Here is a 24,718-nt window from a genome sequence, read left to right as displayed (position 1 = left end):
TCAATCACCTAACCTATCATAAAAGTTAACTCTGCTTTGGCAATGACTTTATCATTGATACTTGCTTCAGCTACTCCAATACCAATATTTTTCTTTATCTTAGTCAGTTCAGTTTTTAAAATCATTTGATCTCCGGGAATTGCTTGATCAAAAAATTCTGCTTCTTGGATACCTCCAAAGTAGGCGGTTTTTCCTTCAAATTCTTTTTGACTTAGAAGAGCTACTGCACCAGTTTGTGCCATTGCTTCTACGATAAGAGGAGCTGGAAAAACTGGTTGGCTGTCAGAGCTTGCCTGAACGATTTCTTCATTAAAACTGACATTATGAATCGCTGTTGCACTTTTACCAGCTTGCAAATCTAATACTCGATCAATTAGCAGCATTGGATAGCGGTGAGGTATTAACTTTTGAATTTCTTTAATTCCTAATTCCTTAGTCATATTAATCTTCCTTAACCATAATTAGTGGTTGATCAACTTCTACTAAGTCTTCATTTTCAACATTAATTTGAGTTACTGTACCTGAAACTTGTGACTTTACTTCAGTCATCATCTTCATAGCTTCAATAATGCAGATAGTGTCTCCTTTATTAATATGTTGACCTACTTCAACATAAGTTGGTTTACCAGGCCTGGGTTGTAAATAGACAATACCAACAATTGGAGCAGGAACTGCTGTATCAGTATTTTTTACTGGTGTAGTTGCTTCTTCTTCTGAGACTTCCTTAGTCTTTTCAACTGGCACTGTCTCTTTATTGGAAATTAAAGTAGTTTTACTTTGTGTATTTGACTTGTTTTTACTCAAATAGAGGTGAAAGTCACCATCATCAATTTGTAATTCACGAATATCTGAATCCTCGAATTGATTCATGAGCATTTGAATATTATCTAATTTCAAAATTATTCGCTCCATTTCTTAAATGCTAAAACTGCATTATGACCGCCAAATCCAAATGAATTTGAGATAGCATAGTCAGTATCAATATTTTGATTTTCTTTAGTTACTAGATTGATTTCACATTCTGGATCTTGATTTTTACAGCCGATATTAGCAGGAAACTTTCCCTGAGAAAGTGATGCAACAGTTAAAACCGCTTCAATTGCACCGGCGGCTCCAAGCAAATGTCCAGTCATCCCTTTAGTGGATGAAACTAAGACGCTGCTGTCTTTTCCAAATATCTTTTTAATAGCACGACTTTCTCCAACATCATTTGCATGAGTTGAAGTTCCGTGGGCATTAATATAGCCTACTTTTTCTGGTGTAATAGCTGCTTCATCAATGGCAAGTTTCATTGCTCTTGCTGCCCCATTACCTTCAGGGTCAGGTGAAGTAATATGAAAAGCATCACTTGTTGTACCATAGCCAACGATTTCACCTAAGATTTTTGCATCACGTTTTTGGGCATGTTCTAAATCTTCAAGAATCATAGCACCCGCGCCTTCACCTAGCACAAATCCATTACGATTTTGGTCAAAAGGCATTGAAGCATTCATTGGATCTTCATTTTTAGTTAAAGCGGTAAGAGCCGCAAAACCTGAAATTGCAGTTTCGTTAATAGTTGCTTCAGAACCACCAGCAATCATAACTTGGGCTCTACCTTCTTTAATTTGACGATATGCCTCTCCAATTGAATTAGTTCCAGTTGCACAGGCAGTAACAATTGAAGTAGAAATATTTTTGGCATTAAAACGAATTGAAATATTGCCGGCCGCCATATTGGCAATTGCCATTGGAATAAAAAGTGGTTTAACTCTCTTTGGTCCTTTGTCATGCATTCTGATTACTTGATCTTGAATAGTTGTTAGACCACCAATGCCTGATCCAAAAATTACTCCAAGATCTTCAGGATTAGTATTTTCTTCAGTAATTCCTGCCATTTCCATTGCTTCACTGGCAGTTTGAATTGCGTATTGTGAAAATAGATCTAGTCGTCTAGCTTCTTTTTTCTCCATATAGTCAGTAGGCTCAAAGTCATCGATTTCACCAGCAACAGTAATACCTGTTTCGCTAGCATCGAATTTGCTAATTGGTTTGATACCAACTTTTCCGGCTAGACTGTTGTTAACAAAGTTTTTAAGGCCATTTCCATTAGGAGAAATGGCTCCCATCCCTGTGATTACAACTCTTCTCATACGTCCTCCTAAATTGTCATTCCACCGTCAACGACGATTGTTTGACCGGTAATATAGTCATTTTGGGCCAAAAAAATAGCAGTTCGGGCAATTTCATTAGTTTCACCTAATCTGCCCAAAGGTATCTGCTTAACAATATTTTCTTTTACGCGATCAGAAAGGTTCTCAGTCATATCTGTATCAATCATTCCTGGAGCAATTGCATTTACTCTGATATGACGAAGCGCTGCTTCTTTAGCGACTGACTTTGTAAAACCGATTAATCCTGCTTTTGCAGTAGCATAATTACTTTGTCCCATATTTCCGTGTAAACCGACGATACTTGACATGTTAATGATCAGGCCACTTTTTTGACGATTCATTTTTCGGATCATTTCTTTTGATAAGAAAAATGGAATTTTAAGATCAAGATTTATAACTTGATCAAAGTCAGCTTCTTTCATGCTGATGAACATTTTATCTTTTGTGATGCCAGCATTGTTAACTAAGATGTCGATTTTGCCAAAGCAGTTCCACGCATCAGTAACGAATTCTTTTAAATTAGTTTCAGCAAGGTCTGCTTGTAAATAGCGATAATCTGCATTTTCTTGTTCTAACTGCTCTTTTAGGTCATTTGCAAGATCATGTCGACCGTTTAAAATCACCTTTGCTCCTTCTCTAGCGAATTCCAAGGCCATTTCTCGGCCGATCCCTCTAGTTGAGCCAGTAATTAGAACAACCATATCTTTTAAAATCATTTATTAAATTCCTCAACAACCGTTTGATATTCATCAAAGTTCCCAATAGAATAGCGGATTATATTTCGATCGATTTGTTTTGTAAAAGTAGACAAAGTTTTACCAGGACCAATTTCTAAGGTTGTATCGATTCCATAATTTTTGATTGCATATTCTACACAATCACCGAAATAAGTAGGATGCGAAAGCTGTTCTTCCATTACCTCATTCCAATCATTGCTAAATGGTTTAACTGTAGTATTTGAAATTACTGGAGTACTGCTATTTGAAAAATGTACATTTTTTAAGCGATCGTGCATTTTCCTACTTGCATTTGTAAATAAAGGTGTATGAAAAGCACCGTTAACTTTTAATTTGATTACTCTGTGAGCAGCCTGGTTATTGGTAATTTCATTGATTGCTGCCTGAACTGCAGAACTTTCTCCGCCAATAACAACTTGTTTTGGTGAATTAAAATTACATAAATATACTCGCTCATGATTCTTTTGAAGCTTATCTAAAATCAAGGCTACAGTATCGATATTTGGCTTAAGCAAAGCAGCCATTGCATTTTCCACTTTGTTAGCATCTTCTTGCATATATTTAGCCCGATCACCAACTAAGCTAATAGTATTTTCTAAAGATAAAGCTTCACTTGCATACATTGCACCATATTCTCCAAGTGAAAGACCGATCATAGCGCTAGTTTCAAGATTTGAAAGATCTTGCTTTAGCATATTAAAAATTCCAGCTTCAAAAGCAACTAGTGCGGGTTGAACATGAATAGTTTTGTTTAGTTCTTCATGTTCATTACCAAATACAGTTATCAAATCTTGATTACAAGCTTCACTAGATTTTTCAATTGTTTCTTTGAAAATAGGATTTTCTAAAAAATCTAATCCCATCCCGGTTTTTTGTGAACCTTGTCCGCTAAATAAAATTGCCAGTTTCATTTATTGAGCATCCATTTGAGTTTGAACAAAATCAACTAATTGTCCGATTGTTGTGATACTATCATCAGCATCTAATTCGATGTCGTACTTATCTTCAAGTTCATTTAAGATTTCAAATAAGTCTAAACTATCAGCGTCTAAATCTTCTTTGATGTTAGTGTCCATTGTGATTTTTGCTGGTTCAACATCTAATTCTTCTTGCGCAATATCTTGTACATCTTTTAAAATTTCTTCTTTTGTCATAATTATTACCTCTTAAAATTTATAAATAATGGTGGCGATAGTTAATCCGCCTCCGAAACCACTTAGAGCGATTACGTCGCCTTTTTTAATAACTTCTTTTTCAATACATTCAGCTAATAAAATAGCTTCACTTGCGGCAGCGGTATTTCCATATTCATTTATGTTGATTGGAAATTTATCTATGGGCTGCTTCAATTTACGTGCAACCTGATCGATGATTCGACTATTAGCTTGATGTAGTAAGTAATGATCGATTTGATCGAGCGCTATTTTAACGCATTTGGTAGCCGAAATAATCGAATTCGGTACAGACTTTGTCGCAAATTTATAAACTTCTCTTCCATCCATTTGAAAAGCAGATAAATGATGATCATTCTTTCTGAAATCTTCGGCTATGCTTGTATGTCCAGCAATTAAGTTGTCACCAAGCTGACCAAATGTTTTAAGATCCTTCCCTAAGAAATGATTTTCATTGCTACTTTCTAAAATGACACCGCCTGCTCCATCACCGAACAAAACAGCGGTTGAGCGATCCTTCCAGTCAATTAATTTAGATAGGACTTCTGCACCAATTACCATTGCTTTTTGGTAATTATTGGCAAGCATTAGATCATGAGCAATGCTTAGTCCATAAGAAAATCCTGAGCAAGCCGCTGAAATATCAAATGCTAAAGCGTTAACTGCACCTACATTACCTTGAACCATTGCAGCTGTTGAAGGGGTCATATTGTCAGGTGACATTGTTGCTACTATGATCAAGTCAAGCTTTTCAGCTTGCCAGTTAACCTGCTTTAGCAATTTATTAGCAACATTGCTGGCTAAATCTGATGTATTTTCTTTATTTGAAATGTGTCTGGATTTAATGCCGGTTCTTTTCGTAATCCATTCATCTGAGGTATCCATGATTTCGCTCAGTTGTTGGTTACTAATAGTTTGAGAAGGGATGCTGGTTGAGGCGGCTGTGATTTTTATGTCTCTCACTAAATGTATCCACTTCCTTTTTTAATTAATGAGAATTTACAAAATTCTCAAGATTAGTAAATGCTTGATAGATAGTTTTTAACTCATCTTCATCTAAATTTTGTAAAAAGCTTTTGACCATCATATTGTGATATGAATGATAGGCTCTGCAGACCAGGCGACCTTTTCTAGTTAATTTAACTCGAATAATTCGTCTGTCGTTTTCATCACGAACACGCATGGCATAACCTTTTTTAACTAAGCGATCTACTGTTGATGTTGTAGTTGCACGAGTTAGGTGAAGCTTTTTAGCAACTTGAGAAGCAGTTAAATTATCATACTCAGTAATCGCATCAATTGCATGAAGCTCTTTTACTGTAAGGTCATTAAAGCGACTCTTTTTTAATTCTTCTTCTTCAATTCGATTGATTCCGTAGTAAGTGTTGTATAAAGCATTGCTAATTTCTTGATATAAATCGTTCATTTTTGTTTCCTTTATTAGTTTGAATATTTTCTCAAACTAAATTATAAAACAAAAACTAATAGAAAATTAGTTGAAGATTAGATCAGCGCTACATGCCAATTTATCTTCAACAAATGCCTTAGCACCAAAGATATTTTGAGTGCTGTCTTTTTTAACAATCTCGATAATTAATTGATCACCGGGTTTCACCATTTTTCTAAATCTGGCTTTTCTAATTTTTGATAAATTAGTTTGTTGATTCTGATCAGTAAACAAGGCCCTACTTGCTTGAACCATGCTTTCGATTATCAATACTCCAGGCATAACTGGGTTATTGGGAAAATGTCCACGAAAGAATGGTTCATTTGAGCTCAAGTTAGCCAATACTTTGATTGATAGATTAGGTTCTAAATCTAATATTCGATCACAAAATGAAAGGGGAAATTTTGTATCATTTTGTAAATCTTGATAGGTTACTTTCACTTTTAACCTCCCTGCTTTATTATTTTTATAAATAGTTTGAATATCTAACTATTTGTTATTCGAAGTATATTACTTATATTTTTATTGTCAATAAATAATCACTTCGTATAGAAAAGACAAGAGTATCTATTGGTTGATAAAATCAACTTTTTCCAAAAATAATATTTTTTGGTCACATTTGATATTTTAAATGGATAAACGTATAGAAATAGATAATTAATTCCTTCTTTTGAAGTTTTAATTATTATTTTGGTATCATTAATTGGACGGAAAGGTAAAAAATATGATCATTGCATTTCATCGTAAAAAAGTTATTGCAAATATTAAGAAAAATATCCGCAATAAGAAATTTCATGCGAAAGCTGAGATTGGTGACCCAATCTTAAATAAAGAAGAAAGTAAAAATATAGTTGAAAGCTTTTGGAGGAGAAAGGATAAAAAGCCAAAATTTGACTTACTAGTTGATAAAATATTTTATTTAATTGCTTTATTACTACCTCGCAGATTGACAATTGATTGCTCTACCCCATCTTCTCTTCCGAAGTCAGCATTTATAACTTGTAATCACTATAATCAGCTTGATATTCTTCCAATTAAGCGTTTAGCAATCAAATCAAAAAGACCACTTTATTTTGCAGTTAGGGATAGTAATTTGGCTATGTACTTTCCAATCGGATTTATAGTTAGACATGCCAACAGTATTCCAATTAAAGATGGTCCTAACTATTTGGGACGTGAATTACCAAATAGAATGAAGAAAATTTTAGATGAGAAATCTTGGATTTTAATCTATCCTGAACAAGAACTTTGGTTTAATTATCGCAAGCCGAGATTCGTGACTAAGGGAGCATACTATTATGCCGCTAAGCTAAATAAACCAATTATTTCTTGCTTTGTTGAAATGAAAAATGATTCTCATAATGAACTGTTTCAGCGTAGTTTTTATAAAGTAAGATTAGTTTTACATATTTTGCCTACAATTTATCCAGATCCTAAATTGACTCCATCAGAGAATATGAAAATGATGATGATAAAGGATTATGAACAAAAGAAAGAAGCTTATGAAAAATACTATAAAAAACAACTAAATTATGGTTTTACTTATGATGATATTGCCGGATATGAAAAAAGATGAAATTCACTCTTAAACTGTATGAGCGAATTTCATCTTTTTGTTTTAAATAGACTACGATAGTCCAGACTTTATTTTTTATAATGTTTTTTCAACATCTTCAACAATTTGGTCAACTGTCAAATGATTTTCCTTATAGATTTCTTGAAGTGGTACTTGGTCAGTATATACACGTTTTTGACCATAATTAATTACTTTAACCTTAGTACCCAAGTAACTCGCTACCTTTTCACCAAAACCACCATCTAATATGTTGTCTTCCAAAGTAATGATAAGTTCATTATCAGCAGCAAGCTTGTCTAAAGCTTCTTTATCAAGAATATTTGCAGAAACTGGATTTACTAATGTTGCGCCAAGTTTGTCGGCAACCTTTTTACCCAATTCATAGAAGTCACCAAGTGCTAAAATAGCAACCTTTTTACCTGGCTTGATTTGATACTTAATTTGATCGAAGTCGGCGGTAACTTCTTCACCTACTGGAACAGGCTTTGATGGCATCTTAATTGCCACTGGATGCTTGCGTTGCTTAATAGCCCAATCCATCATAGCTTTTTCTTCATTCAAAGTGGTTGGTGCAAGATAAATCCAGTTAGGTAAGTTAGAAATCATTACTTGATCAAATACACCAAGGTGAGTCTTGGAAGTACCAGAAATACCACCATTGGCTACCATCATTACAACTGGTAAATCGTTTGCGGCTACATCATGTGATAATTGATCAAAGGCACGTTGTAAAAAAGTAGAATTTTCAAATAATACTGGAACAGCGCCTTCTTTAACAGCACCGGCTGCAAAAGCAACAGATTCTTGTTCTGCAATACCAACGTCAGTATAGTTTTCTGGATATTCATTCTTAATCTTATCTAAGCCGAAGACACCAGGAATAGCTGCATTGATTGCCATGATCTTTTCACCATTATTGATATGCTTTATTACGCCATCAATTGCAATTGAACTAGCTGTTGGGCCTTCTGGAGCTGGGACAGTAGTCTTATCATCCTTTAAATCAAATGGCATTACCCAGTGGTGAGCTTCTTCGTTATCAATAGCAGGTTTGTATCCCTTACCCTTTAAGGTGTTAATGTGAAGAACAATTGGATGATCAACATCTTTTACAGCTTCGAAGGCATCAATCATGTCCTTAATATTGTTACCATCTGCAACGTAGCGATAGTCGAAGCCCATAGCTTTGAATGGATTTTCTTCAGTTTCTCCATTAGAGTCACGAAGTTTCTTAAGAGCAGTAACAAGGCCACCAACGTTTTCATCAATTGACCATTGGTTGTCATTTACAACAACAACTAAGTTGTGTTTTTCAATAGCGGCGTTGTTTAAACCTTCAAAAGCAAGACCACCAGTCATTGAACCATCACCAATTAAAGCCATGATGTTTTCATGTTCACCTAATAGGTCTCTAGCCTTAGCCATACCAGTTGCTAAAGCAATTGAAGTTGAAGTGTGACCTACTGCATAGTAGTCATATGGACTTTCATCTGGATTTGAATATGGAGTTACATCTTCATAATGATCTGGATCAAGCCAAGCAAGTGCACGGCCAGTTAGCATCTTATGTGGGTATGTTTGGTGAGAAACGTCCCAAACGATTTTATCTTTTGGTGCATTAAATACGTAGTGATAGGCAATTGTAGCTTCAACAATTCCTAAATCAGGACCAAGGTGTCCACCTTCTACAGCATCTTTTTCTAGGATTAAAGTTCTGATTTCTTCAGCTAATTTTTCCATTTGTTTAAGATCTAATTTTTTAAGGTCTTCAGGACCGTTAATTTTGTTTAATAGATAATCTGGATGTTGGTTCATTTTTAAACCTCTTTTTCTTAATAAACTATTACTTACTAAAGTATAGTAGTGCCATAACTAATTTGCAATTATTTAAACGTGTATTTTAATTATAGTTAATTCATTTTGAAAAAATAAATATCAATTTTAGATATAAAGCAATAACTAATTTGCATATATTATTTTTCATTGAGGTTGAATAGAAATGGACAATAAAATCACTTGGAAAGCATTTTATTGAAAATAACCGGAGAAAACTCCTCATTAATGATTGTTGAACTCTTTAGTAATCATTAAGGTATTTGGCTTAGTATAGGTTTCAATACCATATCGATCAATTAATTGATCATGTACCCTAAACTTGTCCGACTCGTTTTTTGCTTGCGAGCAATCTGGATAACTGTCCTGTTTCTTAATTTCCAATCGTTATGAATTTCAATTCTTTGTTCTTTAGTTAATTTAGATATATAAAAAGCTCAACTTGTTTAAGATTAAAAAAAAAAAAAAAATTATTAAAATATGTGTCAAAAACATGTATCATAATAATCAGCAAGTGAAAACAACGGATTTCACTTAATTTGTAATTTATAAAAAGGGAGAAATTTCAGAATGAAGAAATCAAATTTATCAAAACTTTTAGCTGTTGGTGCAACTAGTGCTGCTTTACTTAGTGGAGCTTTATTTACTTCTAACACTGTTCAAGCTTCAAGTAGTGTTGTTTTGTTAAAAGTTAAGCATAATGCTTACAAGTATGATAGAAACGGTAAACGTATCGGAACTGGTTACATCGAAAAAGGTTCTACCTACTACTCAAAGGGTGCTTACAAGATTCATGGTAAAAAGTACCACCGCCTTGATACTAAGAAGACTATTTATGTTAAGGATGGCAATTTGACCACTCGTAGATTGACTCAACAAGTAACTCTTAAGCATAATTCCTACGAATACAATAAATATGGCAAACGTGCTAACAAGGTTGTTTTACTTAAGGGTGATAGCTACTTCATTTACGGATCAAAGCGTATTCATGGCAAGAAGTATTACCAAGTAGGTGCTGATCTTTACATTAAGGCTTCAAATGCTTCTAAGCCATTCTCTACTTACAACAATAGTTCAAATGGCTCAACTACCACAAATACTCAAAATTCAAATGCTTCTGCAAACACAAATACTGGTTCAACTACTAATACTCAACCAGCAACTACCAATCAATCACAAAATGCAGGAAGCACTAATACTTCAGTTAACGTAAGTGGCAACACTAATAGTGGTCAAACTACTCCATCAAAGCCAAATACAGGAAGCAATACTAATAGTGGTCAAACTACTCCATCAAAACCAAATACTGGAAACAAGCCTAACACTGGTTCAACCACTCCAGATCACCACTACGTTAACCATATTATTTTACCAAAGGGCTATCTTGAAGAAATGAAGAAAGCTGATTGGGGTAGAACTTTAGTGCCTGATTCAATTATGAAAGATACCAACAAATTTCATTCAGAAAGTAAAGCAGACGATGAAATGAAGATTGATATTGGTAAAATGACACCAGAACAAGACTTTGAAATTAACGATTTTGCTTTACGCTTAATTAATGAACTTCGTCTTCAAAATGGCCAAAAGCCTTGGGTATACACACCTAAATCACAACATGTAGCTGATCGTGTTGCCTCTTTATATGAAAGAGACAACATGGGACTTTCTACTTGGCACGATCAAAAAGCTCTCCAACAAGTTGATGATGAAGCTCAAATTCATAGTCTTGAATTAATGGCAGGTGGTGAAATGATTACTCCACAAGATGGTCTTCATACTATGACCGACTTAAAACATGTAGTCTTTGATGATATTTGCTCAATGCTCTTTAACAGCACTGAATCACGTCATGCTCAATATATGCTTACTTGGAATTCACCAATTAGTTCAACTACTTCATTTGGTTTAGCTGTTTCATGGGTAGAGCATGATGTTAATGGTAAACTGGAACACTCAGAACACTTTATTGCTTACTAAAAAAGACATTTCACCTTATTTTCTTGATAAATGTTAAGCTAAAGACCGATTAACAAGTCGGTCTTTTTTTGATGGAGAAAATTTATGTTGGTCTATGCTTTATTAATTACCATTATTTTCGTAGCCTTGCCTGCTTTGTTAGTTTTGTTTGTTAAGCAGTTAAGCTACTTCGCTAATGAAAAACTAGTTAATACGTTTGGTTTTAACAGTCAAATTTATATTGGTGGACTGGGGGTAGTGATTCATGAATTAAGTCATTTACTTTTGGCAATAATCTTTATGCATCGCATTGATTCGGTTCGTTTATTGCGCATTCCAAATAAAAATGATCCTTCTGATACTACATTAGGCTATGTCAAGCATTCATGGTCAAGAAACTCTCTTTATCAGTCAGTTGGTAATGTCTTTATTGGTACGGCACCAGTAATTTGTGGGATATTGATCCTTGTTCTTTATATAATCTAGACATAGAAAAAGCCGTAAAAATATCCAACTTTTACGGCTTTTGCTTTTGAATTTTAAAATGGTAGGTTATCGCCATTGTCACTCACCCAAAATTCAGACCGTGGATCCTGTCCCATGTCGATGAGTTTTTGAGCAAGAGTAACTGCCATTAAACGGTCAAATTCAGTCCCACCTTTACGATACTTTTCAAGTTCGATTTTAAGCTTGGTGATCATTTCAAAATTATATTCAATACGTTTGAAAAACTCATTTTGGTCGTCATTACTCACGTGTGTCAACTCCCTGTGAACGCAATAAATTCACAAGTTTAACAATTTCGACTCTAGCCTCTTCAGTACCAACTTGACGCAACATATGCAAGCGGTCTAGCATTTCTTCATGTTGCTTATCAAGTGCATCAAGTGACTCAATCAATTCATCACATGCCTCATCGCATTCGTCTTTTTCCAAGGGGCACAGTTCATTCAAAATACTGGAATATTCTTTTAAGTACTCCAACGGTTCAATGTTGTAGTCCTCACGCAGCATTCGAGTTGGCTGTTCAATCAGCGCACGAAAAGTGGGGTTCTCCAAACGTCGAAAATCACCACGCGCCGAGCGCAAGTACCTGAAAAGATGATAAAGCAGATTATATGCGATGAGAGCTTTGTTTTCACTGCCATAAACTACGGTTTCTTTTTTAACAAAGTCTTCGCCAACAATACTATCAAAAAGTTTCTCGAAATCGAATTCATCCATTTAACCACCCAATTATCCTTTCATTCGCTGTATATCTATTGTAGGCTAACAAGAAGAATTTAGCAGTAAAACAAGTGTTTATTAAATAAAATTTAAGGCCCTTGAAACTGCGAAAAGAACTGATTTTTATGTAAAAGAAATGCTTGAATTAGAAAATCAAAAAAGGGAGATTCCATGGAACCCAAAATTCCAAATGGTGCAATTGTTATAGTTAGGCAACAACCTACAGTTGAAAATGATGAAATAGCTGCAGTTTTAATTGATGATACTAATTCAACAACTTAAGTATATGAGCGGTCAGACTATGTTAATACCTGAAAACAAAAAATACGCCCCTATCCTTCTAAGTTTTATAAAGTAAGAGTTACTAAAAGACAGCGTATTACAGAGTAATTCGTGGACATGATGAAGCTCACAATAAATATAAAAAGATGGGATACTTGAAACCCGGTAAAATTGTTTATGTACGTGCAAGAGGTGTTGTATGGGGATGGACAATTGGAAAGACGTATAAATATTGCTCTTTCAGAGATTCAGTTAATCATTCACGGTTTATTAAGGAAAAAATCTAAGAAACATGTAGCAAAACGTCCTACTACTCAAAAAGCACGTCATCCAAAATTATCTGCTAAGGGTGTTGGCAAGACAATAGCTAATAATACAGACACAACTAATACTAATGTTTTATCAATTGATATCTTGAACCAATTAAACGATTCAAGCCTTAGCAACATTTCTAAATTCAAACTTGTTTTGTCTCTTTCCGGTGCTCAACGCAAAGCTGCAGATCAATACTTAATGAAACAATTGGGCTTATACTACGCTAGAAAGCCAGTAATAAGTATTAGTATATTTGGAAAGACTTTGAAGGAAAATGTAAAAATGCCGATGAGATAAGCAATCGTCCACAGTGATGGAAAATCTGAAATAAAAAAGCTTTGCTGATCTGGTAGACCAACAAAGCTATTACGCATTACAAATAATGTCTCTTGACACAATAAGTAACATAGGTTAACATGAAGTTAATCAAGTTAAGTGATCGCTATGCGATCAGACCAAAGGGGGACATGTATTAGTACATGCCCCCCTTTGTGTTGGAGGTATTTTTATGAAACCAAAGCCCTTTAAAACTATTGATCAACAAATAGGTATATTAAAAAGTCGTGGATTGCTAATTCAAAATGAAGAAGCCGCTAAAGATAATCTTCGTAGATATGGTTACTATGAAATCATTAATGGTTATAAAGATTATTTTTTAGATAGTTCTGCAGATAATAAAACTGAAGTCTTCAAGCCTAATGTTACGTTTGAGCATATATTTGCTTTATTTACTTTAGATAGAAATTTAAGAATGCAGGTAATGTCTGCTCTTGAAATACTTGAGTCTAATTTAAGACAGGCGGTTGCATACACAATATCTGAAAATTATACCGAACTGCAAGATAATTATTTAAAACGTTCAAATTATCGAACTGGAAAAAAGCAGTATTATCGCTCGTTAGGCCATCAAGCTTATCCTATTGATGTATTATTGGATATTCTTAAACGTATTACTCATTCAAATGCTGAGCCATTTAAGCATTATAGAAATAATTATGGGAATATCCCTCCATGGATTATCGTTAAAAAATTAAATTTCGGTAATCTAATTTGGTGGTATCAGCTACTCAAAGGTAAGCAAAAAAGAAATGTAATATCGATAATGACCGGTATAGAACCAACTTTAATTGAACAACTACCTGATTTTGAAAAAGGTTATACGTCATTATTATCTTTATATCTTGATTACAGAAATACTGCTGCGCATGGCGGTAGAATCTATAATCACTTTTCTAAAATTCATGAATTACCTTATAACAAAGTCATACATACATTGATGAGTATCTCACCAGCTGACTACAGAAATAATAAAGGAAAAAGTCGACTAGGAACACTAGCAAAAGCTTTAAATATTGCGAGTGATAAAACGCCGTATAATGAATTAAGAATAGGCTTAGGTATTTATATAAATCAATATTTGGAGTTATATCCTGATGAAAAGGATTATCTTTATAATCAAATGGAATTAAATGCTGATTATTTAAAACAAGATTTTTGGAAAGAAAACAGCAATCGTCAACAGTGATGGAAAATCTGAAATAAAAAGGCTTTGCTGGTCTGGTAAACCAACAAAGCTATACCCCTATTCAGTAATAATTTGGCAGTCGTACTGAATAGAAAAAAGTAAAATCAAAACTATTCAAAAAATGAACAGTAGTAAATAAGTACGTAAAAATATGTTTATTCGTCAATTAAAGGAGGAAAATTATGTCGAAACGTTGTTTTCCCAGCAAGCCAGATGTGCTTTATGAAAGATATCATGATGAAGAATGGGGGAAGTTAAATCTTGATAGTAATTACTTGTATGAGATGCTGGTATTAGAAAGTTTTCAGTCTGGCCTTTCTTGGGCAACGATTCTTCATAAAAGGGAAAATTTTAGAAAAGATTTTGCAAATTGGAATTATGAAAAAGTAGCAAAATTTACTCAATCTGACATTGATCAATTGATGAATGATACAGGAATTGTTAGAAACAAAATGAAGATAAATGCGGCGATCAACAATGCCCATGCCCTACTTAAACTTGAAGAAAAATACGGCTCTTTTTCTAATTTCTTAAATCAATTTATTCCCAACCCCATCATTAATCATCCAAAAGACTTTTCAGAACTACCATCACAAGATGAAAATTCTCAGCGCATAGCAAAAGCCCTCAAAAAAGAGGGCTTTAAATTCGTAGGTCCAGTGACCATTTATTCATTTTTAGAAGCAATTGGTTTAATTAATGATCACTTTGATTGGTGTGAATGGAAATATTAATTCTTATCAGAAGAGATTTGAATTAACACTTTACCATTACTCTTTCTTTGTGCAACATCATTGAGCGCATCTTCAGTCTCCTCTAAGGAATAAATATTTCCGAGAGCGGGATGGATTTCTCTTTTAGCAAGAATTTGACTGGCTTCTTCTAATTGTTTGCCATTTGCGGTAACGAAAAGAAAATTATAGGTTTGGTGCTTCTTTTGAGCCATTTTTTCAATTTTTCGAGCGGCCAACCCAAATAATATTTGCTTAAAACTTCCCATTCCCATGTTCTTGGCAAATGCTTTGTTAGGCATTGCTCGAAGGGAAACTAATTTACCCTCGGGTTTTAGAATTTTGAATTCTTTTTCTAATTCTTTTCCACCAATTGTATCAATGACTAAATCAACATTGGAAAGTATTTCGCTATAATCTTCTTCGCGATAATTAATAAATTGCGATACTCCAAGCTTTTCTACTTCGGCTTGTTTTTTCCCATTTCCGGATGTGATAACTTTAAGTCCACGAGCAACAGCAATTGGAATAGCCATTGTGCCAAAACTACCTGTTCCACCAGAAATGAATAAAGTTTGTCCGGCTTGTGCATTGAGTAGATCAAGTGCTTGCATTGCTGTTAATGCAGTTAATGGAACTGCTGCAGCTTCTTGATCAGTTAAATAATCTGGGACTTTTGCGATTGCATCTTTATCAACAACTACTTTTTCGGCAAAGGCACCAATATTATTAAGAGGATTACGAGCATAAACTCTATCTCCTACTTTAAAATTGGTTACTTTCTTACCTAGCTTTTCAATTGTTCCCACGAATTCATTTCCCATTGTTTGGGGTAACGAGTATGGAACTACTAGCTTTAATTCACCATGTGAAATCAAATTATCCAGTGGATTAACTGCAGCAATTGAAGTCTTGATAAAAATATCATTTGAACCTAAAGTTTGTGGTTCAATATCATTTAGTTGGTATTTTGGTTGTTCCTTTTTGTATTTAATTAATTGAAAAGCCTTCATTTTATTCGCTCCCCCTTTTACTTACCTTTTATAAAGGATGACAAAAGATCTTAAAGCTAGTCAAAAAGTTACAACACGTTAAGATTTTTTATTTTTATTCTTCAAATCCGGCCAAGTTATCATCAAGTACCTTAACTTCCTGACCATTTTCTTTCAAAATTTCTATCTGTCTTTCACCCCAATGAGACATTTCAAGTAGAATTTTTTGTAAATTATTACCATTTTCGGACAAACAATATTCTACACGTGGTGGTACTTCAGGATAAACTTTTCGAATGACGATTTTATCTTCTTCAAGTTCTTTAAGTTGCTTAGTTAAAATTCTTTGACTAATTCCAGGCATTTGCTTTTTTAGTTCATTTGTTCTCATAGATTTAGTTCCAAGATTACAAATAATTGAAGTTTTCCATTTACCAGAAATGGCTCTCAAAGTTACATCGACTGCTAAGTGATATATTTTTTCAGACATTTTAAATTCCTTCTTCACTACTAAATTTCAAAAGTTACAAAAATGTTCCTATAAGACAATAAAGTGCGTACTTACTTTTTGATAGTTTAACATATAAAATACTTTCTGAAATCAAAATTTGAAATTTGGAGGTTTTTATATGTCAAAATCTAAAGTTAAATTTGCTTTATTTGCACTTGCTACAACATTTTTTGCCGTTGGAGTAACCGAATTTATTAGTGTTGGAGTACTCCCATCAGTTGCACAAGAATTTCATCTTTCCGTTAGTACTGCGGGATTGATTACTACAATTTATGCATTAGGCGTTGCTATCGGTGCTCCAATTTTAACATTGATAACTAGTAATTTTAATAAAAAGAAAGTTATTTCAGCTGCTTTACTAGTCTTCGTGTTAGGACATTTGTTAATTGCCTTTGCTCCAAACTTTATTACTGTTTTAGCTGGTCGATTCGTTGCTGGTGCTGCACATGGTTTATTATTCGCACTTAGTTCAATCATTGCTGCCGAACTTGTAGGTGAATCAAAGCAAGCAAGTGCGATTGCCTTTATTTTTTCAGGCTTTACAATTGCAACGGCAATTGGAGCTCCTCTTGGTACTTCAATTAGTAATTTTATCGGCTGGCGAATTCCATTCTTTATTATTGCAATTCTCGGATTTATTGCTCTATTAATGAATATGTATGTTTTGCCGAGCAAAAATGACCAAAGAAAAATTAGTATCGGTAACCAGCTTCAAATTTTTAAGAATGGCCATATTCTTTTAACCTTGCTTATTACAATCCTCGGTTATGGTGGAACTTTTGCAACTTTTACTTATCTTTCACCGATTTTAGAGAAAATCACTCATATTGATGTTGATTATATTAGTATTATCCTAGTGATTTATGGTATTGCAATTGCCATCGGTAACAGTTTGGGTGGTAAATTTGGTGATCTTAATCCTTTGAATGGATTATTAACGATTTTTATTCTTCAATCACTTGCTCTATTTGCCTTCTATTTCACAGCAAGTAACCTTATCTTAGCGATTCTTAACATCATTGTTTTAGGTCTTTTAGCTTTTATGAGTGTTCCTATATTACAAAGTTATATTCTCATTTTAGCAAAAAGTTATACACCTGAAGCGCTTGATATTGCTTCATCGTTAAATATTTCATCATTTAGTTTTGGAATTGTGCTTGGTTCATTCGTTGGCGGAAAAGTAATTGATACCGTTGGACTTAGCGCAACAACAATTTCTGCAGGTATTCTGGTATTTGCTGCAATTGTCCTAATGTTAATTGAATTTAAACTAGAAAATAAACGTAAGGCTCTTGCCTAGTCTAATCAAGAAAGATCTGATTCTCAAAAAAATACAATACAAATAAAACTATTGAAAATATTCAAAATTCATATGTTAAGCTAAATATTTAAACTTTTCTTCACTACCTGTTAAACTAAGAATAAATAGTAGTAAAAGAAACGGAGTGTATCATATGAAAGTTACTTTTAAAGGTAAAGAATACCAAACTATCGGCAACCCACCATTTGTAAACGAAGAAATGCCCAATTTTGCAGTTACAAACAAAAATGATCAAAGAGTAAGTTTAGAAGATTTACTTGGTAAAACCACATTGATTAGTGTGGTACCAGATATCAATACTTCTGTCTGCAGTATTCAAACTAAAACATTTAATAAAACAATGGATCAATTCTCAGATGTTAACTTCTTAACTATCTCAACCAACACTGTTGAAGAACAACAAAAGTGGTGCGCAGCTGAAGGCGTTAAGAATATGCAACTAATGTCAGATAGAAGTCATGATTTTGGTAAGGCAACTGAATTATTGATTGAACAATTAAATATTTTGGCTCGTTCAGTTTGGATCATTGATAAAGATGGCAAGATTGTTTATCGAGAAATCGTTGACGAGATTGTTCATGAACCAAACTACGAAAAAGCATTAACTGAATTAAAGAACTTATAACCAAAAAGCCTTCGTACTTTTCTCTTAGTACGAAGGCTTTAATTTACCGTTCGAAAACTTTATACCGCCAGCTTACTGTATAGGGGAAGTAAATCCTTAATACCAGATAAGATGAATTTTTCCATATTTTCAACTTCATCTTTACCTCTGAAAGCAAACTTTCCCAACAAAAAACTGCTTTTGCATGCTTCTTGATTGAATTTATCCTGCTTATCTTCATTTTGTAAATATTCATTAAGTGACAAATGATCAGCAAATTCCATTTCATTTTTATCCCACAAATACCAGGTTCGAATATTTATTGATTTTGATCAAGTAGGAATCTCTCTTAAAAGCTTATTATATTTTTCAGGTGTGTCTTTCCTTTTTTCACTGTTATAATGTTGAAACATTAAGTATACTTGAAGCTGCTTTCTGTCAAGCATAACTCCAATACATGGACTTTGATCTGACATTGATTTTAACCGATAAGATGCCCAATAATGGTCACGCAGATTCCATCCATTGGTCCAACTTTCAACATGAACTTTAGCAAATTCATTGTCTAGTAGCTCAGCATTTACGTTTAGTTGGACTTCTTTCCACTTGAGCCAAACTTCCTTGAATTCTGCTTTTATTTGGTCAAGTTCTTCGAGAGTATACTTTTCCTTAATCTTCTTAAAGGAAAATTCATCCCTATCAAAAATTGAATACATTTGTTCAGTTAGTTTTGTCATTTTAAACTCTCGCTCAATAAAAAAGCGATCCCTATCGCAAGAATCGCTAATTTTTACAACATATTATGCTTTTTCATTCTTTCTTCAAAGATACCATTTACAAGATCTGACATCTTTTGCTTATCTGTGTCAGATGGTTCAGTATCCTTTGAAAAGGCTTCGTAGAGATCTGGATATTCTCTTGCTATTAGTCTGCAGGGTCCCTCCATTGCGTGTGAACGAATATTTTCAGGTATCTTTTCAAGGTACTCTGGTTTAACTAAACTAATAATTCTTTCGTTTGCAGTCATTAGCCATCACTCCTATGTATTTCTTTATGAGTATTTTATATCCTATTATCTTTAAAAAGCAAATATATAATTAATCACTGCTACACATTTTATATAGCTTTAATATGTTTTTTGAAAAGAATAGTTGCAATCCAAATTGAGATAAATGATGGTAATACCAAAATTGTAAGAATATTCGGATCAAGAAAATTACCAACACGAATGAATTTTGTAAAAGTATGGATGCTTGTTGCATTACTAAAAAGAACTTGATAAACCGTCATATAAATTAGTGACCACTGAATGTAATATTCAAGAATAGTTAATACTGTTGGAGAAAAGTGCCCCAACCTAGATACAAGTCTCATAAATAAATAGATCATTATACCTGAGATTACTACAAAGATTCCCATAAGCAGGAAAAGACTTCCCAAGCTAACGCTTTTAACATCTCTAATTAACATATCTGATACCAGGAAGAGAAGTATGAAGTTAATCGTACTTAAAATCAAACCTATTATAAAAATAAAAAATGCTCTTAAAAATTGAAATTTATTATCTGACCTAAAAGAAATAATCATCAATAATAGTACTGCAATCGTTGCAAAAATGTATGTTGTTTTCATTTACTTAATCTTTCTCATAATCTTTTCCATAAATATACTTATGTAATCTTAAATATTGCTGTTCAAACTTTTTCTCGTTAGCATTATCTTTAGCATGATAGTATCGCTTACCTTCTAAACCCTTAGGCATGTAATTTTGCTTAGCAATTTGAAAGTTTTCTTGAAATGGATTCTTAATTAAACCGCCACCAGTTATTTCTTCAGAGTCTTTATAATGCATATCTCTGAGACCTCTTGGCATCGGATGTTTATTAGGATGTTCTGAGTCAGCATCAATTTTATCCCAAATTTCATCAAAAACTCCAGACTTTGGTGATAGGCACATAAGCATTGTCGCAAACATTAACGGATACTTAGCCTTAGGCATCCCTATTTTTTCTGCTTGATTTGCGGCAATTACTATCTGAGTAGCTTGCTCTGGATTTGCCAAACCGATATATGTATAAGGAATCTCTCTAAGTCTGCGAACAACAGATGGTAAATCACCATTTTTTAAAAGAACAGCCAAATAATAAAGTGCAGCATCGGTATCTGATCCAGCCATCGAATCTGAGTATGCTGCTAAGTAGTCATAATGTTTAGTAGCTTTACGATCGTAGCTAAAATGCTGACCTTTGACAAAACTTTTAACCGTATCTTCATTAATGTTTTCACCATTTATGGCATGGATTGTTTCTAATAGATTTAATCCAACGCGTAAATCACCATCTGATGAAATAGCAATCATTTCAACTGCCTTTTGGTCAATTTTTTCTTCTTCAAAATGATAAACTTCAATCATTGCTCTTTTAATAATAGTTGCAATATCATTTTCGCTAAGTGGCTGAAATTCAAATATTTGGCAGCGTGATCTAACGGCCGGAACAACTGACATAATAGGATTTTCAGTTGTTGCTCCAATTAGCATTACCTGTCCATCTTCAAGATATGGCAAAAGATAATCTTGGATATTCTTTGTCATACGGTGAATTTCATCAATCAGTAAAACAATACTTTGATTGGGATAACTATCGATTATATTTGTTAACTTAGCCTTATTATCAATCGAAGCATTGAACTTCTGTAAAGGATAACCATATTGACGAGCAATAATCTCAGCTAGACTGGACTTCCCTGTTCCAGGAGGCCCCCATAACAATAAAGAAATTGGTACCTTTTCATTGATGATTTGATATAAAGGTTGCCCCTTTTCAAGTAAGTCTTTTTGACCAACAAATTGATCAAGTGTTTTAGGTCTCATTAAATCTGCTAAAGGTTGTTTAATCATCACATTTTCCTCTTCTAAGTCTTTCTAAATGATAGAACAAATGTCATTGAATTGCTAATATATAAGGTATTTATATGACGATCCCCAAAAATTTCTTCATACAAAAATACCAAATCGATTATAAAAATAATAGATTTGGTATTTTAAGTTAATTTTTAGCTGCTTTCCGAAATGCTAGATACATTGCAAGACCACAAATGATCCCAACAACTACATATATACAGATAATTAAAGTAATATTTTCAACCATAACTTTATTCATTTGATTACCTACTTGGAAGAACAACATTATAGTGAGAATTATCCAACCGCCTAACATGCCAATTGAAAAATATTTTAAGAAGCTCTTATTATTAGCAGTAATTTTTTGAGAATTTTTATTTGTACTAATTAACCATCTCATAAATATTTCAAATAGTACAGTTTCAATTACACTTTCAATTACAATTACCCAAAATGGTAAAGGCGTATCGAATATTATACTTAATATTATATTTGCAACAAAATACAGACAATCACCTATAATACTTCTAATTGTTATTTGTTTCTTTGACATACTGCTCATCTCTACTCTATACCTAATTATCTGACTTACTTCTAACTACAGAAACGGCACCAATAATAGTAATTACAAAAGAAATCACAAATGCTGCAATTCTTGAAGTCGACCAACTCGCATCCCAAGCACCAATGATGATACTTGCCAAAATTCCCATTGTAGCAATTACGTAACTATACTTCTTTTGATTATTTCCTAACATGATTATTTCTCCTTTAAGGTTTTCACAACTTGATTAACGATGTTAGCAGTTAAAGGAATTAAACCAACTACTAACACTATTCTCAGCATCTCAACTTTCTTGACTAAAAGTATACCTAAAAAATAGTAGAAATGCGATAAAGGAGTAATTTCGTCAATTTTAAGACGGATTTTGTATATATTTAATAAAAAAATGAGCTCACATTCTGCATGTGAACTCATCCTGCTATATTACGAATTGTTATATTGAACGTTTGATTTAGTAACAATCATTTTGATTTGCTTATTCTAATATATTTTATAAAACTGAAAAAATAGTAAAAATATCTAGTAGATTATACATACTATGCCGCCAATATGCAGACCAGAAAGAGTCATAAACTTTTTCAATTTTGTTCTTTCGATACATATGTGAGAAATAATAATTACTACCTTTTTTATCATCTATAGTTTGCTTAAGTGCTACTACCAGGCATAATGCAATTATTATGAAAATAATCGATAATAAAAAGATCAGCATATTTTTTCCTTTCATACAGACTAATATCAACTATAGAACCTGACCTACTCAAAACTAATGAGAATAACTATCATTTCCAATTAATGAATCCAGATATTACTTTTTCCCTTTAAATATTGCAAAAATAGCCATTCCTAATGTCCCAATTATTGGCGCTAATCTATAGTATGCAGTGTTCACAACTATACTACAGATTATTATTAATACTATTGCAACTACTATATAGCTATAAATATTTCTAATTTTAGTACCTCCTAAAATAACTGCTTGATATATTTGTCTTAATTAAACTTGCACACAAACAATATCAGTATACGCATAATACGTGTGAAGATGTACCAATTCGGGCACCTTTTATACCAATACTGTTCATTTGTGTCAATTTGTTATCTACATGCTCCCAAATATGCACTCACAAATGATCCAATCCACAAAAGAATATTACCGGTCATTGCAGAACCTACGCTAGCTATTCCAACTGGATTCATAAAGTTTTCGGGCAAGTGCAGAATACATTGGAATCTTATTTTGACTAAAAAAATTCAATCAAACTAATTTAGTAGTAAAAAGCTTAACTATTGAAAATTTCAATCGTTAAGCTTTTTATATTACATTTAATGAATTATTTAATTTTTCTACTGTGAGTTTTTAACCAATCAGCTCTGGATATTGAACCTTTACCAGCACGTTCAATCACATTTTTATTGCTAGCCAGCAGATATTTATGATCTATTATAATCTTGATATTTAACACTGCGTACTAAATTATTTAGAAAAGTCTCCTCTTTTAAAAAGGATCAACCCCATAATCAAAATTATGACTATACATCCTAATTCAATCCACCATTTATCAATTTTAAATAAAATAAAATTAATGTTTAATTCAGATAATATCCAAAACTCCCCTATACTATATAAATTATAGGATTTTAATTTTGATAAATTCTTACTAAAAGTAATTTTTATACTAAATAATATGGGCGGTATTATAAATAATACAGCAAATATTACACTTAACCCCATACTTTTAGGCAATGATAAGTATGTCAATACACATGAAAAAATAGAAACAAAATATGAAAAAAGTTTACTTTTTCCATCCATTGACTCAATCCACCTATCTGTAACCTATATATCCACCAATTACTGCTCCAGCTATTCCACAACCTACCATCGCCCATGGGCCTGCCGATTTACAGTATTTTACTCCTGATGCTGCTCCACTCAATCCACCTGTAATAGCACTTCCCCATTTATTTCCACCTATAATTTCTGATAATTCATTGTCCTTTAACTTGTTCAATACCATAATAATCTCCTTCAAACGATATTTATCTAGCGTCTACGCTTATGATGAATCTTTCCAAATCCACCCGTAAAGCCCGTTACTCCAGTCCACAAAATTGGGCCATAATTTGCACCTAATAAACCACAACCTGGCCCACAAAAAGCATTTCCAATGGCGAATCCAGCTACTGCTGCACCACCAGCCTCAGCCACATTTTCTTTCCAACCATTTCGACCGCCGACAACAGTTGACAATTCTTCACTAGCTAAAGTTTCAAACTTTTTCATATTTTCTCCTTTCATAAAACTTCAACTTACATTTTTCATAAGTAATCTAAGTTTTGCCTTATCTCAACTTACAATTCAATAATATAAAAATTACAATAATCTTTGCTAAAAAGTACTTATTTAACAATATATATGATTAATTCTGTATTATTAGTCTACTTTTCCTTCAAAAAATACCATTATCTTAATCAGCAATCAAAAAGAGCCATAATTAAATATACTTTATCCCCCCTTAATCGGTTAGCTACATAAGTTAATTTTTACGCCAACTTTCTAGAACGGCTTATCATACACCAGATGAAATTTTTGAAAGAAAACTGGATCAAATCTATCAAACAGCTTAACCAAAAGTGTTCAATTTATTATTGCAATTTGCGATTTTATAAAACTGAAAAAATAGCAAAAATATCTAGTAGATTATGCATAACTATGTCGCCAAAATGCAGACCAAAAAGAGCTATACACTTTTTCAATTTTGTTCTTTCGATACATATTAATGAATCCAGAGACTGTCAAATAGTTTGTGTAAATAGATCTTTCTCGTAAATTGATTTTTTAATTTTTCTTTTAATCAAAATAAGA

31 protein-coding genes and 1 pseudogene are annotated in these 24,718 nt (G+C 33.1%); 9 read left to right on the top strand and 23 right to left on the bottom strand.

What is annotated here, in order from left to right; translation table 11 throughout:
- Positions 1-8 precede the first annotated feature (8 nt).
- The 9 genes from fabZ (NFR82_RS05345) to fabZ (NFR82_RS05305) form a co-directional block, all read right to left on the bottom strand.
- Entirely contained in the window at positions 9-440 is a 432-nt protein-coding gene (gene fabZ, locus NFR82_RS05345; protein ID WP_251717262.1) for a 3-hydroxyacyl-ACP dehydratase FabZ, read from the bottom strand.
- 1 nt (position 441) lies between these two features.
- Positions 442-897: an acetyl-CoA carboxylase biotin carboxyl carrier protein gene (gene accB / locus NFR82_RS05340; RefSeq protein WP_251717261.1), complete on the bottom strand. Its 456-nt coding sequence runs from the start codon at positions 895-897 to the stop codon at positions 442-444.
- 2 nt (positions 898-899) lie between these two features.
- Positions 900-2,132, bottom strand: coding sequence for a beta-ketoacyl-ACP synthase II (gene fabF, locus NFR82_RS05335; protein WP_251717260.1), 1,233 nt, complete (start codon positions 2,130-2,132; stop codon positions 900-902).
- An 8-nt stretch (positions 2,133-2,140) separates the two neighbouring features.
- Positions 2,141-2,869, bottom strand: a complete 729-nt coding sequence (fabG, locus tag NFR82_RS05330; protein WP_251717259.1) for a 3-oxoacyl-ACP reductase FabG — start codon at positions 2,867-2,869, stop codon at positions 2,141-2,143.
- On the bottom strand, positions 2,866-3,801 hold the full coding sequence (locus NFR82_RS05325) for an ACP S-malonyltransferase (RefSeq protein ID WP_251717258.1): 936 nt from the start codon (positions 3,799-3,801) through the stop codon (positions 2,866-2,868). The genes fabG and NFR82_RS05325 overlap by 4 nt, the downstream gene beginning before the upstream one ends.
- Positions 3,802-4,044 (bottom strand): acyl carrier protein, encoded by a 243-nt coding sequence (locus NFR82_RS05320; protein WP_251717257.1) that lies wholly within the window; start codon positions 4,042-4,044, stop codon positions 3,802-3,804.
- A gap of 12 nt (positions 4,045-4,056) precedes the next feature.
- The gene (locus NFR82_RS05315; RefSeq protein WP_251717256.1) at positions 4,057-5,025 is read right to left on the bottom strand and encodes a beta-ketoacyl-ACP synthase III; all 969 of its coding nucleotides are present in this window, start codon (positions 5,023-5,025) and stop codon (positions 4,057-4,059) included.
- Between the two features lie 25 nt (positions 5,026-5,050).
- A complete protein-coding gene (locus NFR82_RS05310) occupies positions 5,051-5,488 on the bottom strand; it encodes a MarR family winged helix-turn-helix transcriptional regulator (protein ID WP_251717255.1) in 438 nt (145 codons plus the stop codon).
- A 66-nt stretch (positions 5,489-5,554) separates the two neighbouring features.
- On the bottom strand, positions 5,555-5,950 hold the full coding sequence (gene fabZ, locus NFR82_RS05305; protein ID WP_251717254.1) for a 3-hydroxyacyl-ACP dehydratase FabZ: 396 nt from the start codon (positions 5,948-5,950) through the stop codon (positions 5,555-5,557).
- Between the two features lie 283 nt (positions 5,951-6,233).
- Between fabZ (NFR82_RS05305) and NFR82_RS05300 the strand changes: the two genes are divergently transcribed.
- Positions 6,234-7,085: a 1-acyl-sn-glycerol-3-phosphate acyltransferase gene (locus tag NFR82_RS05300; RefSeq protein ID WP_251717253.1), complete on the top strand. Its 852-nt coding sequence runs from the start codon at positions 6,234-6,236 to the stop codon at positions 7,083-7,085.
- A 75-nt stretch (positions 7,086-7,160) separates the two neighbouring features.
- On the opposite strand, the gene NFR82_RS05295 is transcribed toward NFR82_RS05300, so the two are convergent.
- Positions 7,161-8,900, bottom strand: coding sequence for a 1-deoxy-D-xylulose-5-phosphate synthase (locus NFR82_RS05295; RefSeq protein WP_251717252.1), 1,740 nt, complete (start codon positions 8,898-8,900; stop codon positions 7,161-7,163).
- Between the two features lie 588 nt (positions 8,901-9,488).
- On the opposite strand from NFR82_RS05295, the gene NFR82_RS05290 reads away from it, so the two are divergent.
- Together NFR82_RS05290 and NFR82_RS05285 are read left to right on the top strand one after the other, a co-directional pair.
- The gene (locus NFR82_RS05290; protein ID WP_251717251.1) at positions 9,489-10,895 is read left to right on the top strand and encodes an SEC10/PgrA surface exclusion domain-containing protein; all 1,407 of its coding nucleotides are present in this window, start codon (positions 9,489-9,491) and stop codon (positions 10,893-10,895) included.
- Between the two features lie 84 nt (positions 10,896-10,979).
- Positions 10,980-11,360: a hypothetical protein gene (locus NFR82_RS05285; RefSeq protein WP_251717250.1), complete on the top strand. Its 381-nt coding sequence runs from the start codon at positions 10,980-10,982 to the stop codon at positions 11,358-11,360.
- A 53-nt stretch (positions 11,361-11,413) separates the two neighbouring features.
- Here NFR82_RS05285 and NFR82_RS05280 read toward each other — a convergent pair whose 3' ends face one another.
- On the bottom strand, positions 11,414-11,629 hold the full coding sequence (locus NFR82_RS05280; RefSeq protein ID WP_251717249.1) for a hypothetical protein: 216 nt from the start codon (positions 11,627-11,629) through the stop codon (positions 11,414-11,416).
- On the bottom strand, positions 11,622-12,098 hold the full coding sequence (locus tag NFR82_RS05275) for a hypothetical protein (protein ID WP_251717248.1): 477 nt from the start codon (positions 12,096-12,098) through the stop codon (positions 11,622-11,624). Before NFR82_RS05275 ends, NFR82_RS05280 begins: the two co-directional genes overlap by 8 nt.
- A gap of 174 nt (positions 12,099-12,272) precedes the next feature.
- Here NFR82_RS05275 and NFR82_RS05270 point away from each other — a divergent pair, with 174 nt between their 5' ends.
- The 4 genes from NFR82_RS05270 (at position 12,273) to NFR82_RS05255 (ending at position 14,957) form a co-directional block, all read left to right on the top strand.
- A complete protein-coding gene (locus NFR82_RS05270; protein ID WP_251717247.1) occupies positions 12,273-12,383 on the top strand; it encodes a S24 family peptidase in 111 nt (36 codons plus the stop codon).
- Positions 12,384-12,596: 213 nt separating this feature from the next.
- Positions 12,597-12,995: a hypothetical protein gene (locus NFR82_RS05265; protein ID WP_251717246.1), complete on the top strand. Its 399-nt coding sequence runs from the start codon at positions 12,597-12,599 to the stop codon at positions 12,993-12,995.
- A 211-nt stretch (positions 12,996-13,206) separates the two neighbouring features.
- Entirely contained in the window at positions 13,207-14,223 is a 1,017-nt protein-coding gene (locus tag NFR82_RS05260; protein ID WP_251717245.1) for an Abi family protein, read from the top strand.
- Positions 14,224-14,405: 182 nt separating this feature from the next.
- Positions 14,406-14,957: a DNA-3-methyladenine glycosylase I gene (locus tag NFR82_RS05255; protein ID WP_251717244.1), complete on the top strand. Its 552-nt coding sequence runs from the start codon at positions 14,406-14,408 to the stop codon at positions 14,955-14,957.
- Here NFR82_RS05255 and NFR82_RS05250 read toward each other — a convergent pair.
- Positions 14,954-15,967, bottom strand: coding sequence for an NADP-dependent oxidoreductase (locus NFR82_RS05250; protein WP_251717243.1), 1,014 nt, complete (start codon positions 15,965-15,967; stop codon positions 14,954-14,956). The genes NFR82_RS05255 and NFR82_RS05250 overlap by 4 nt on opposite strands.
- 94 nt (positions 15,968-16,061) lie before the next feature.
- Positions 16,062-16,436 carry a winged helix-turn-helix transcriptional regulator gene (locus NFR82_RS05245; protein ID WP_251717242.1) on the bottom strand — a complete coding sequence of 125 codons (375 nt, stop codon included), beginning with the start codon at positions 16,434-16,436 and terminating at the stop codon, positions 16,062-16,064.
- Between the two features lie 139 nt (positions 16,437-16,575).
- On the opposite strand from NFR82_RS05245, the gene NFR82_RS05240 reads away from it, so the two are divergent.
- Complete coding sequence (locus NFR82_RS05240) at positions 16,576-17,757, top strand: MFS transporter (RefSeq protein ID WP_251717241.1); 1,182 nt, start codon at positions 16,576-16,578, stop codon at positions 17,755-17,757.
- A 154-nt stretch (positions 17,758-17,911) separates the two neighbouring features.
- Positions 17,912-18,403 carry a thiol peroxidase gene (tpx, locus tag NFR82_RS05235; RefSeq protein ID WP_251717240.1) on the top strand — a complete coding sequence of 164 codons (492 nt, stop codon included), beginning with the start codon at positions 17,912-17,914 and terminating at the stop codon, positions 18,401-18,403.
- A 59-nt stretch (positions 18,404-18,462) separates the two neighbouring features.
- On the opposite strand, the pseudogene NFR82_RS05230 reads toward tpx, so the two are convergent.
- The 9 genes and pseudogenes from NFR82_RS05230 to NFR82_RS05190 all read right to left on the bottom strand — a co-directional run bounded on the left by NFR82_RS05230 (position 18,463) and on the right by NFR82_RS05190 (position 24,136).
- Positions 18,463-19,119: pseudogene (locus NFR82_RS05230) on the bottom strand (HI_0552 family protein).
- Positions 19,120-19,172: 53 nt separating this feature from the next.
- Positions 19,173-19,409: a hypothetical protein gene (locus NFR82_RS05225; RefSeq protein ID WP_251717239.1), complete on the bottom strand. Its 237-nt coding sequence runs from the start codon at positions 19,407-19,409 to the stop codon at positions 19,173-19,175.
- Between the two features lie 89 nt (positions 19,410-19,498).
- Positions 19,499-20,014, bottom strand: a complete 516-nt coding sequence (locus NFR82_RS05220; protein ID WP_251717238.1) for an SA1002 family membrane protein — start codon at positions 20,012-20,014, stop codon at positions 19,499-19,501.
- 4 nt (positions 20,015-20,018) lie between these two features.
- On the bottom strand, positions 20,019-21,284 hold the full coding sequence (locus NFR82_RS05215) for a replication-associated recombination protein A (RefSeq protein ID WP_251717237.1): 1,266 nt from the start codon (positions 21,282-21,284) through the stop codon (positions 20,019-20,021).
- Between the two features lie 145 nt (positions 21,285-21,429).
- Positions 21,430-21,837 (bottom strand): hypothetical protein, encoded by a 408-nt coding sequence (locus tag NFR82_RS05210; protein WP_251717236.1) that lies wholly within the window; start codon positions 21,835-21,837, stop codon positions 21,430-21,432.
- A gap of 22 nt (positions 21,838-21,859) precedes the next feature.
- Positions 21,860-22,042, bottom strand: a complete 183-nt coding sequence (locus tag NFR82_RS05205) for a hypothetical protein (protein WP_251717235.1) — start codon at positions 22,040-22,042, stop codon at positions 21,860-21,862.
- A gap of 1,284 nt (positions 22,043-23,326) precedes the next feature.
- Complete coding sequence (locus tag NFR82_RS05200) at positions 23,327-23,665, bottom strand: hypothetical protein (RefSeq protein WP_251717234.1); 339 nt, start codon at positions 23,663-23,665, stop codon at positions 23,327-23,329.
- A gap of 13 nt (positions 23,666-23,678) precedes the next feature.
- Positions 23,679-23,870, bottom strand: a complete 192-nt coding sequence (locus NFR82_RS05195) for a Blp family class II bacteriocin (protein ID WP_251717233.1) — start codon at positions 23,868-23,870, stop codon at positions 23,679-23,681.
- A 26-nt stretch (positions 23,871-23,896) separates the two neighbouring features.
- Entirely contained in the window at positions 23,897-24,136 is a 240-nt protein-coding gene (locus NFR82_RS05190) for a Blp family class II bacteriocin (RefSeq protein ID WP_251717232.1), read from the bottom strand.
- Positions 24,137-24,718 lie beyond the last annotated feature (582 nt).

Source organism: Lactobacillus agrestimuris (assembly GCF_943193025.1).
Taxonomy (GTDB): Bacteria; Bacillota; Bacilli; order Lactobacillales; family Lactobacillaceae; genus Lactobacillus; species Lactobacillus agrestimuris.
The sequence above is the reverse complement of the archived record's forward strand: the minus strand, read 5'-3'. Positions and strand labels throughout refer to the sequence as shown.

What these genes read in the sequence shown, in the direction of transcription:
- fabZ (WP_251717262.1), bottom strand. Translation starts at nt 440, where the DNA reads ATGACTAAGGAATTAGGAATTAAAGAAATTCAAAAGTTAATACCTCAC.
- fabF (WP_251717260.1), bottom strand. Translation starts at nt 2,132, where the DNA reads ATGAGAAGAGTTGTAATCACAGGGATGGGAGCCATTTCTCCTAATGGA.
- fabG (WP_251717259.1), bottom strand. Translation starts at nt 2,869, where the DNA reads ATGATTTTAAAAGATATGGTTGTTCTAATTACTGGCTCAACTAGAGGG.
- NFR82_RS05325 (WP_251717258.1), bottom strand. Translation starts at nt 3,801, where the DNA reads ATGAAACTGGCAATTTTATTTAGCGGACAAGGTTCACAAAAAACCGGG.
- NFR82_RS05320 (WP_251717257.1), bottom strand. Translation starts at nt 4,044, where the DNA reads ATGACAAAAGAAGAAATTTTAAAAGATGTACAAGATATTGCGCAAGAA.
- NFR82_RS05310 (WP_251717255.1), bottom strand. Translation starts at nt 5,488, where the DNA reads ATGAACGATTTATATCAAGAAATTAGCAATGCTTTATACAACACTTAC.
- NFR82_RS05300 (WP_251717253.1), top strand. Translation starts at nt 6,234, where the DNA reads ATGATCATTGCATTTCATCGTAAAAAAGTTATTGCAAATATTAAGAAA.
- NFR82_RS05295 (WP_251717252.1), bottom strand. Translation starts at nt 8,900, where the DNA reads ATGAACCAACATCCAGATTATCTATTAAACAAAATTAACGGTCCTGAA.
- NFR82_RS05290 (WP_251717251.1), top strand. Translation starts at nt 9,489, where the DNA reads ATGAAGAAATCAAATTTATCAAAACTTTTAGCTGTTGGTGCAACTAGT.
- NFR82_RS05285 (WP_251717250.1), top strand. Translation starts at nt 10,980, where the DNA reads ATGTTGGTCTATGCTTTATTAATTACCATTATTTTCGTAGCCTTGCCT.
- NFR82_RS05275 (WP_251717248.1), bottom strand. Translation starts at nt 12,098, where the DNA reads ATGGATGAATTCGATTTCGAGAAACTTTTTGATAGTATTGTTGGCGAA.
- NFR82_RS05270 (WP_251717247.1), top strand. Translation starts at nt 12,273, where the DNA reads ATGGAACCCAAAATTCCAAATGGTGCAATTGTTATAGTTAGGCAACAA.
- NFR82_RS05260 (WP_251717245.1), top strand. Translation starts at nt 13,207, where the DNA reads ATGAAACCAAAGCCCTTTAAAACTATTGATCAACAAATAGGTATATTA.
- NFR82_RS05255 (WP_251717244.1), top strand. Translation starts at nt 14,406, where the DNA reads ATGTCGAAACGTTGTTTTCCCAGCAAGCCAGATGTGCTTTATGAAAGA.
- NFR82_RS05250 (WP_251717243.1), bottom strand. Translation starts at nt 15,967, where the DNA reads ATGAAGGCTTTTCAATTAATTAAATACAAAAAGGAACAACCAAAATAC.
- NFR82_RS05245 (WP_251717242.1), bottom strand. Translation starts at nt 16,436, where the DNA reads ATGTCTGAAAAAATATATCACTTAGCAGTCGATGTAACTTTGAGAGCC.
- NFR82_RS05240 (WP_251717241.1), top strand. Translation starts at nt 16,576, where the DNA reads ATGTCAAAATCTAAAGTTAAATTTGCTTTATTTGCACTTGCTACAACA.
- tpx (WP_251717240.1), top strand. Translation starts at nt 17,912, where the DNA reads ATGAAAGTTACTTTTAAAGGTAAAGAATACCAAACTATCGGCAACCCA.
- NFR82_RS05225 (WP_251717239.1), bottom strand. Translation starts at nt 19,409, where the DNA reads ATGACTGCAAACGAAAGAATTATTAGTTTAGTTAAACCAGAGTACCTT.
- NFR82_RS05220 (WP_251717238.1), bottom strand. Translation starts at nt 20,014, where the DNA reads ATGAAAACAACATACATTTTTGCAACGATTGCAGTACTATTATTGATG.
- NFR82_RS05210 (WP_251717236.1), bottom strand. Translation starts at nt 21,837, where the DNA reads ATGTCAAAGAAACAAATAACAATTAGAAGTATTATAGGTGATTGTCTG.
- NFR82_RS05205 (WP_251717235.1), bottom strand. Translation starts at nt 22,042, where the DNA reads ATGTTAGGAAATAATCAAAAGAAGTATAGTTACGTAATTGCTACAATG.
- NFR82_RS05200 (WP_251717234.1), bottom strand. Translation starts at nt 23,665, where the DNA reads ATGGATGGAAAAAGTAAACTTTTTTCATATTTTGTTTCTATTTTTTCA.
- NFR82_RS05195 (WP_251717233.1), bottom strand. Translation starts at nt 23,870, where the DNA reads ATGGTATTGAACAAGTTAAAGGACAATGAATTATCAGAAATTATAGGT.
- NFR82_RS05190 (WP_251717232.1), bottom strand. Translation starts at nt 24,136, where the DNA reads ATGAAAAAGTTTGAAACTTTAGCTAGTGAAGAATTGTCAACTGTTGTC.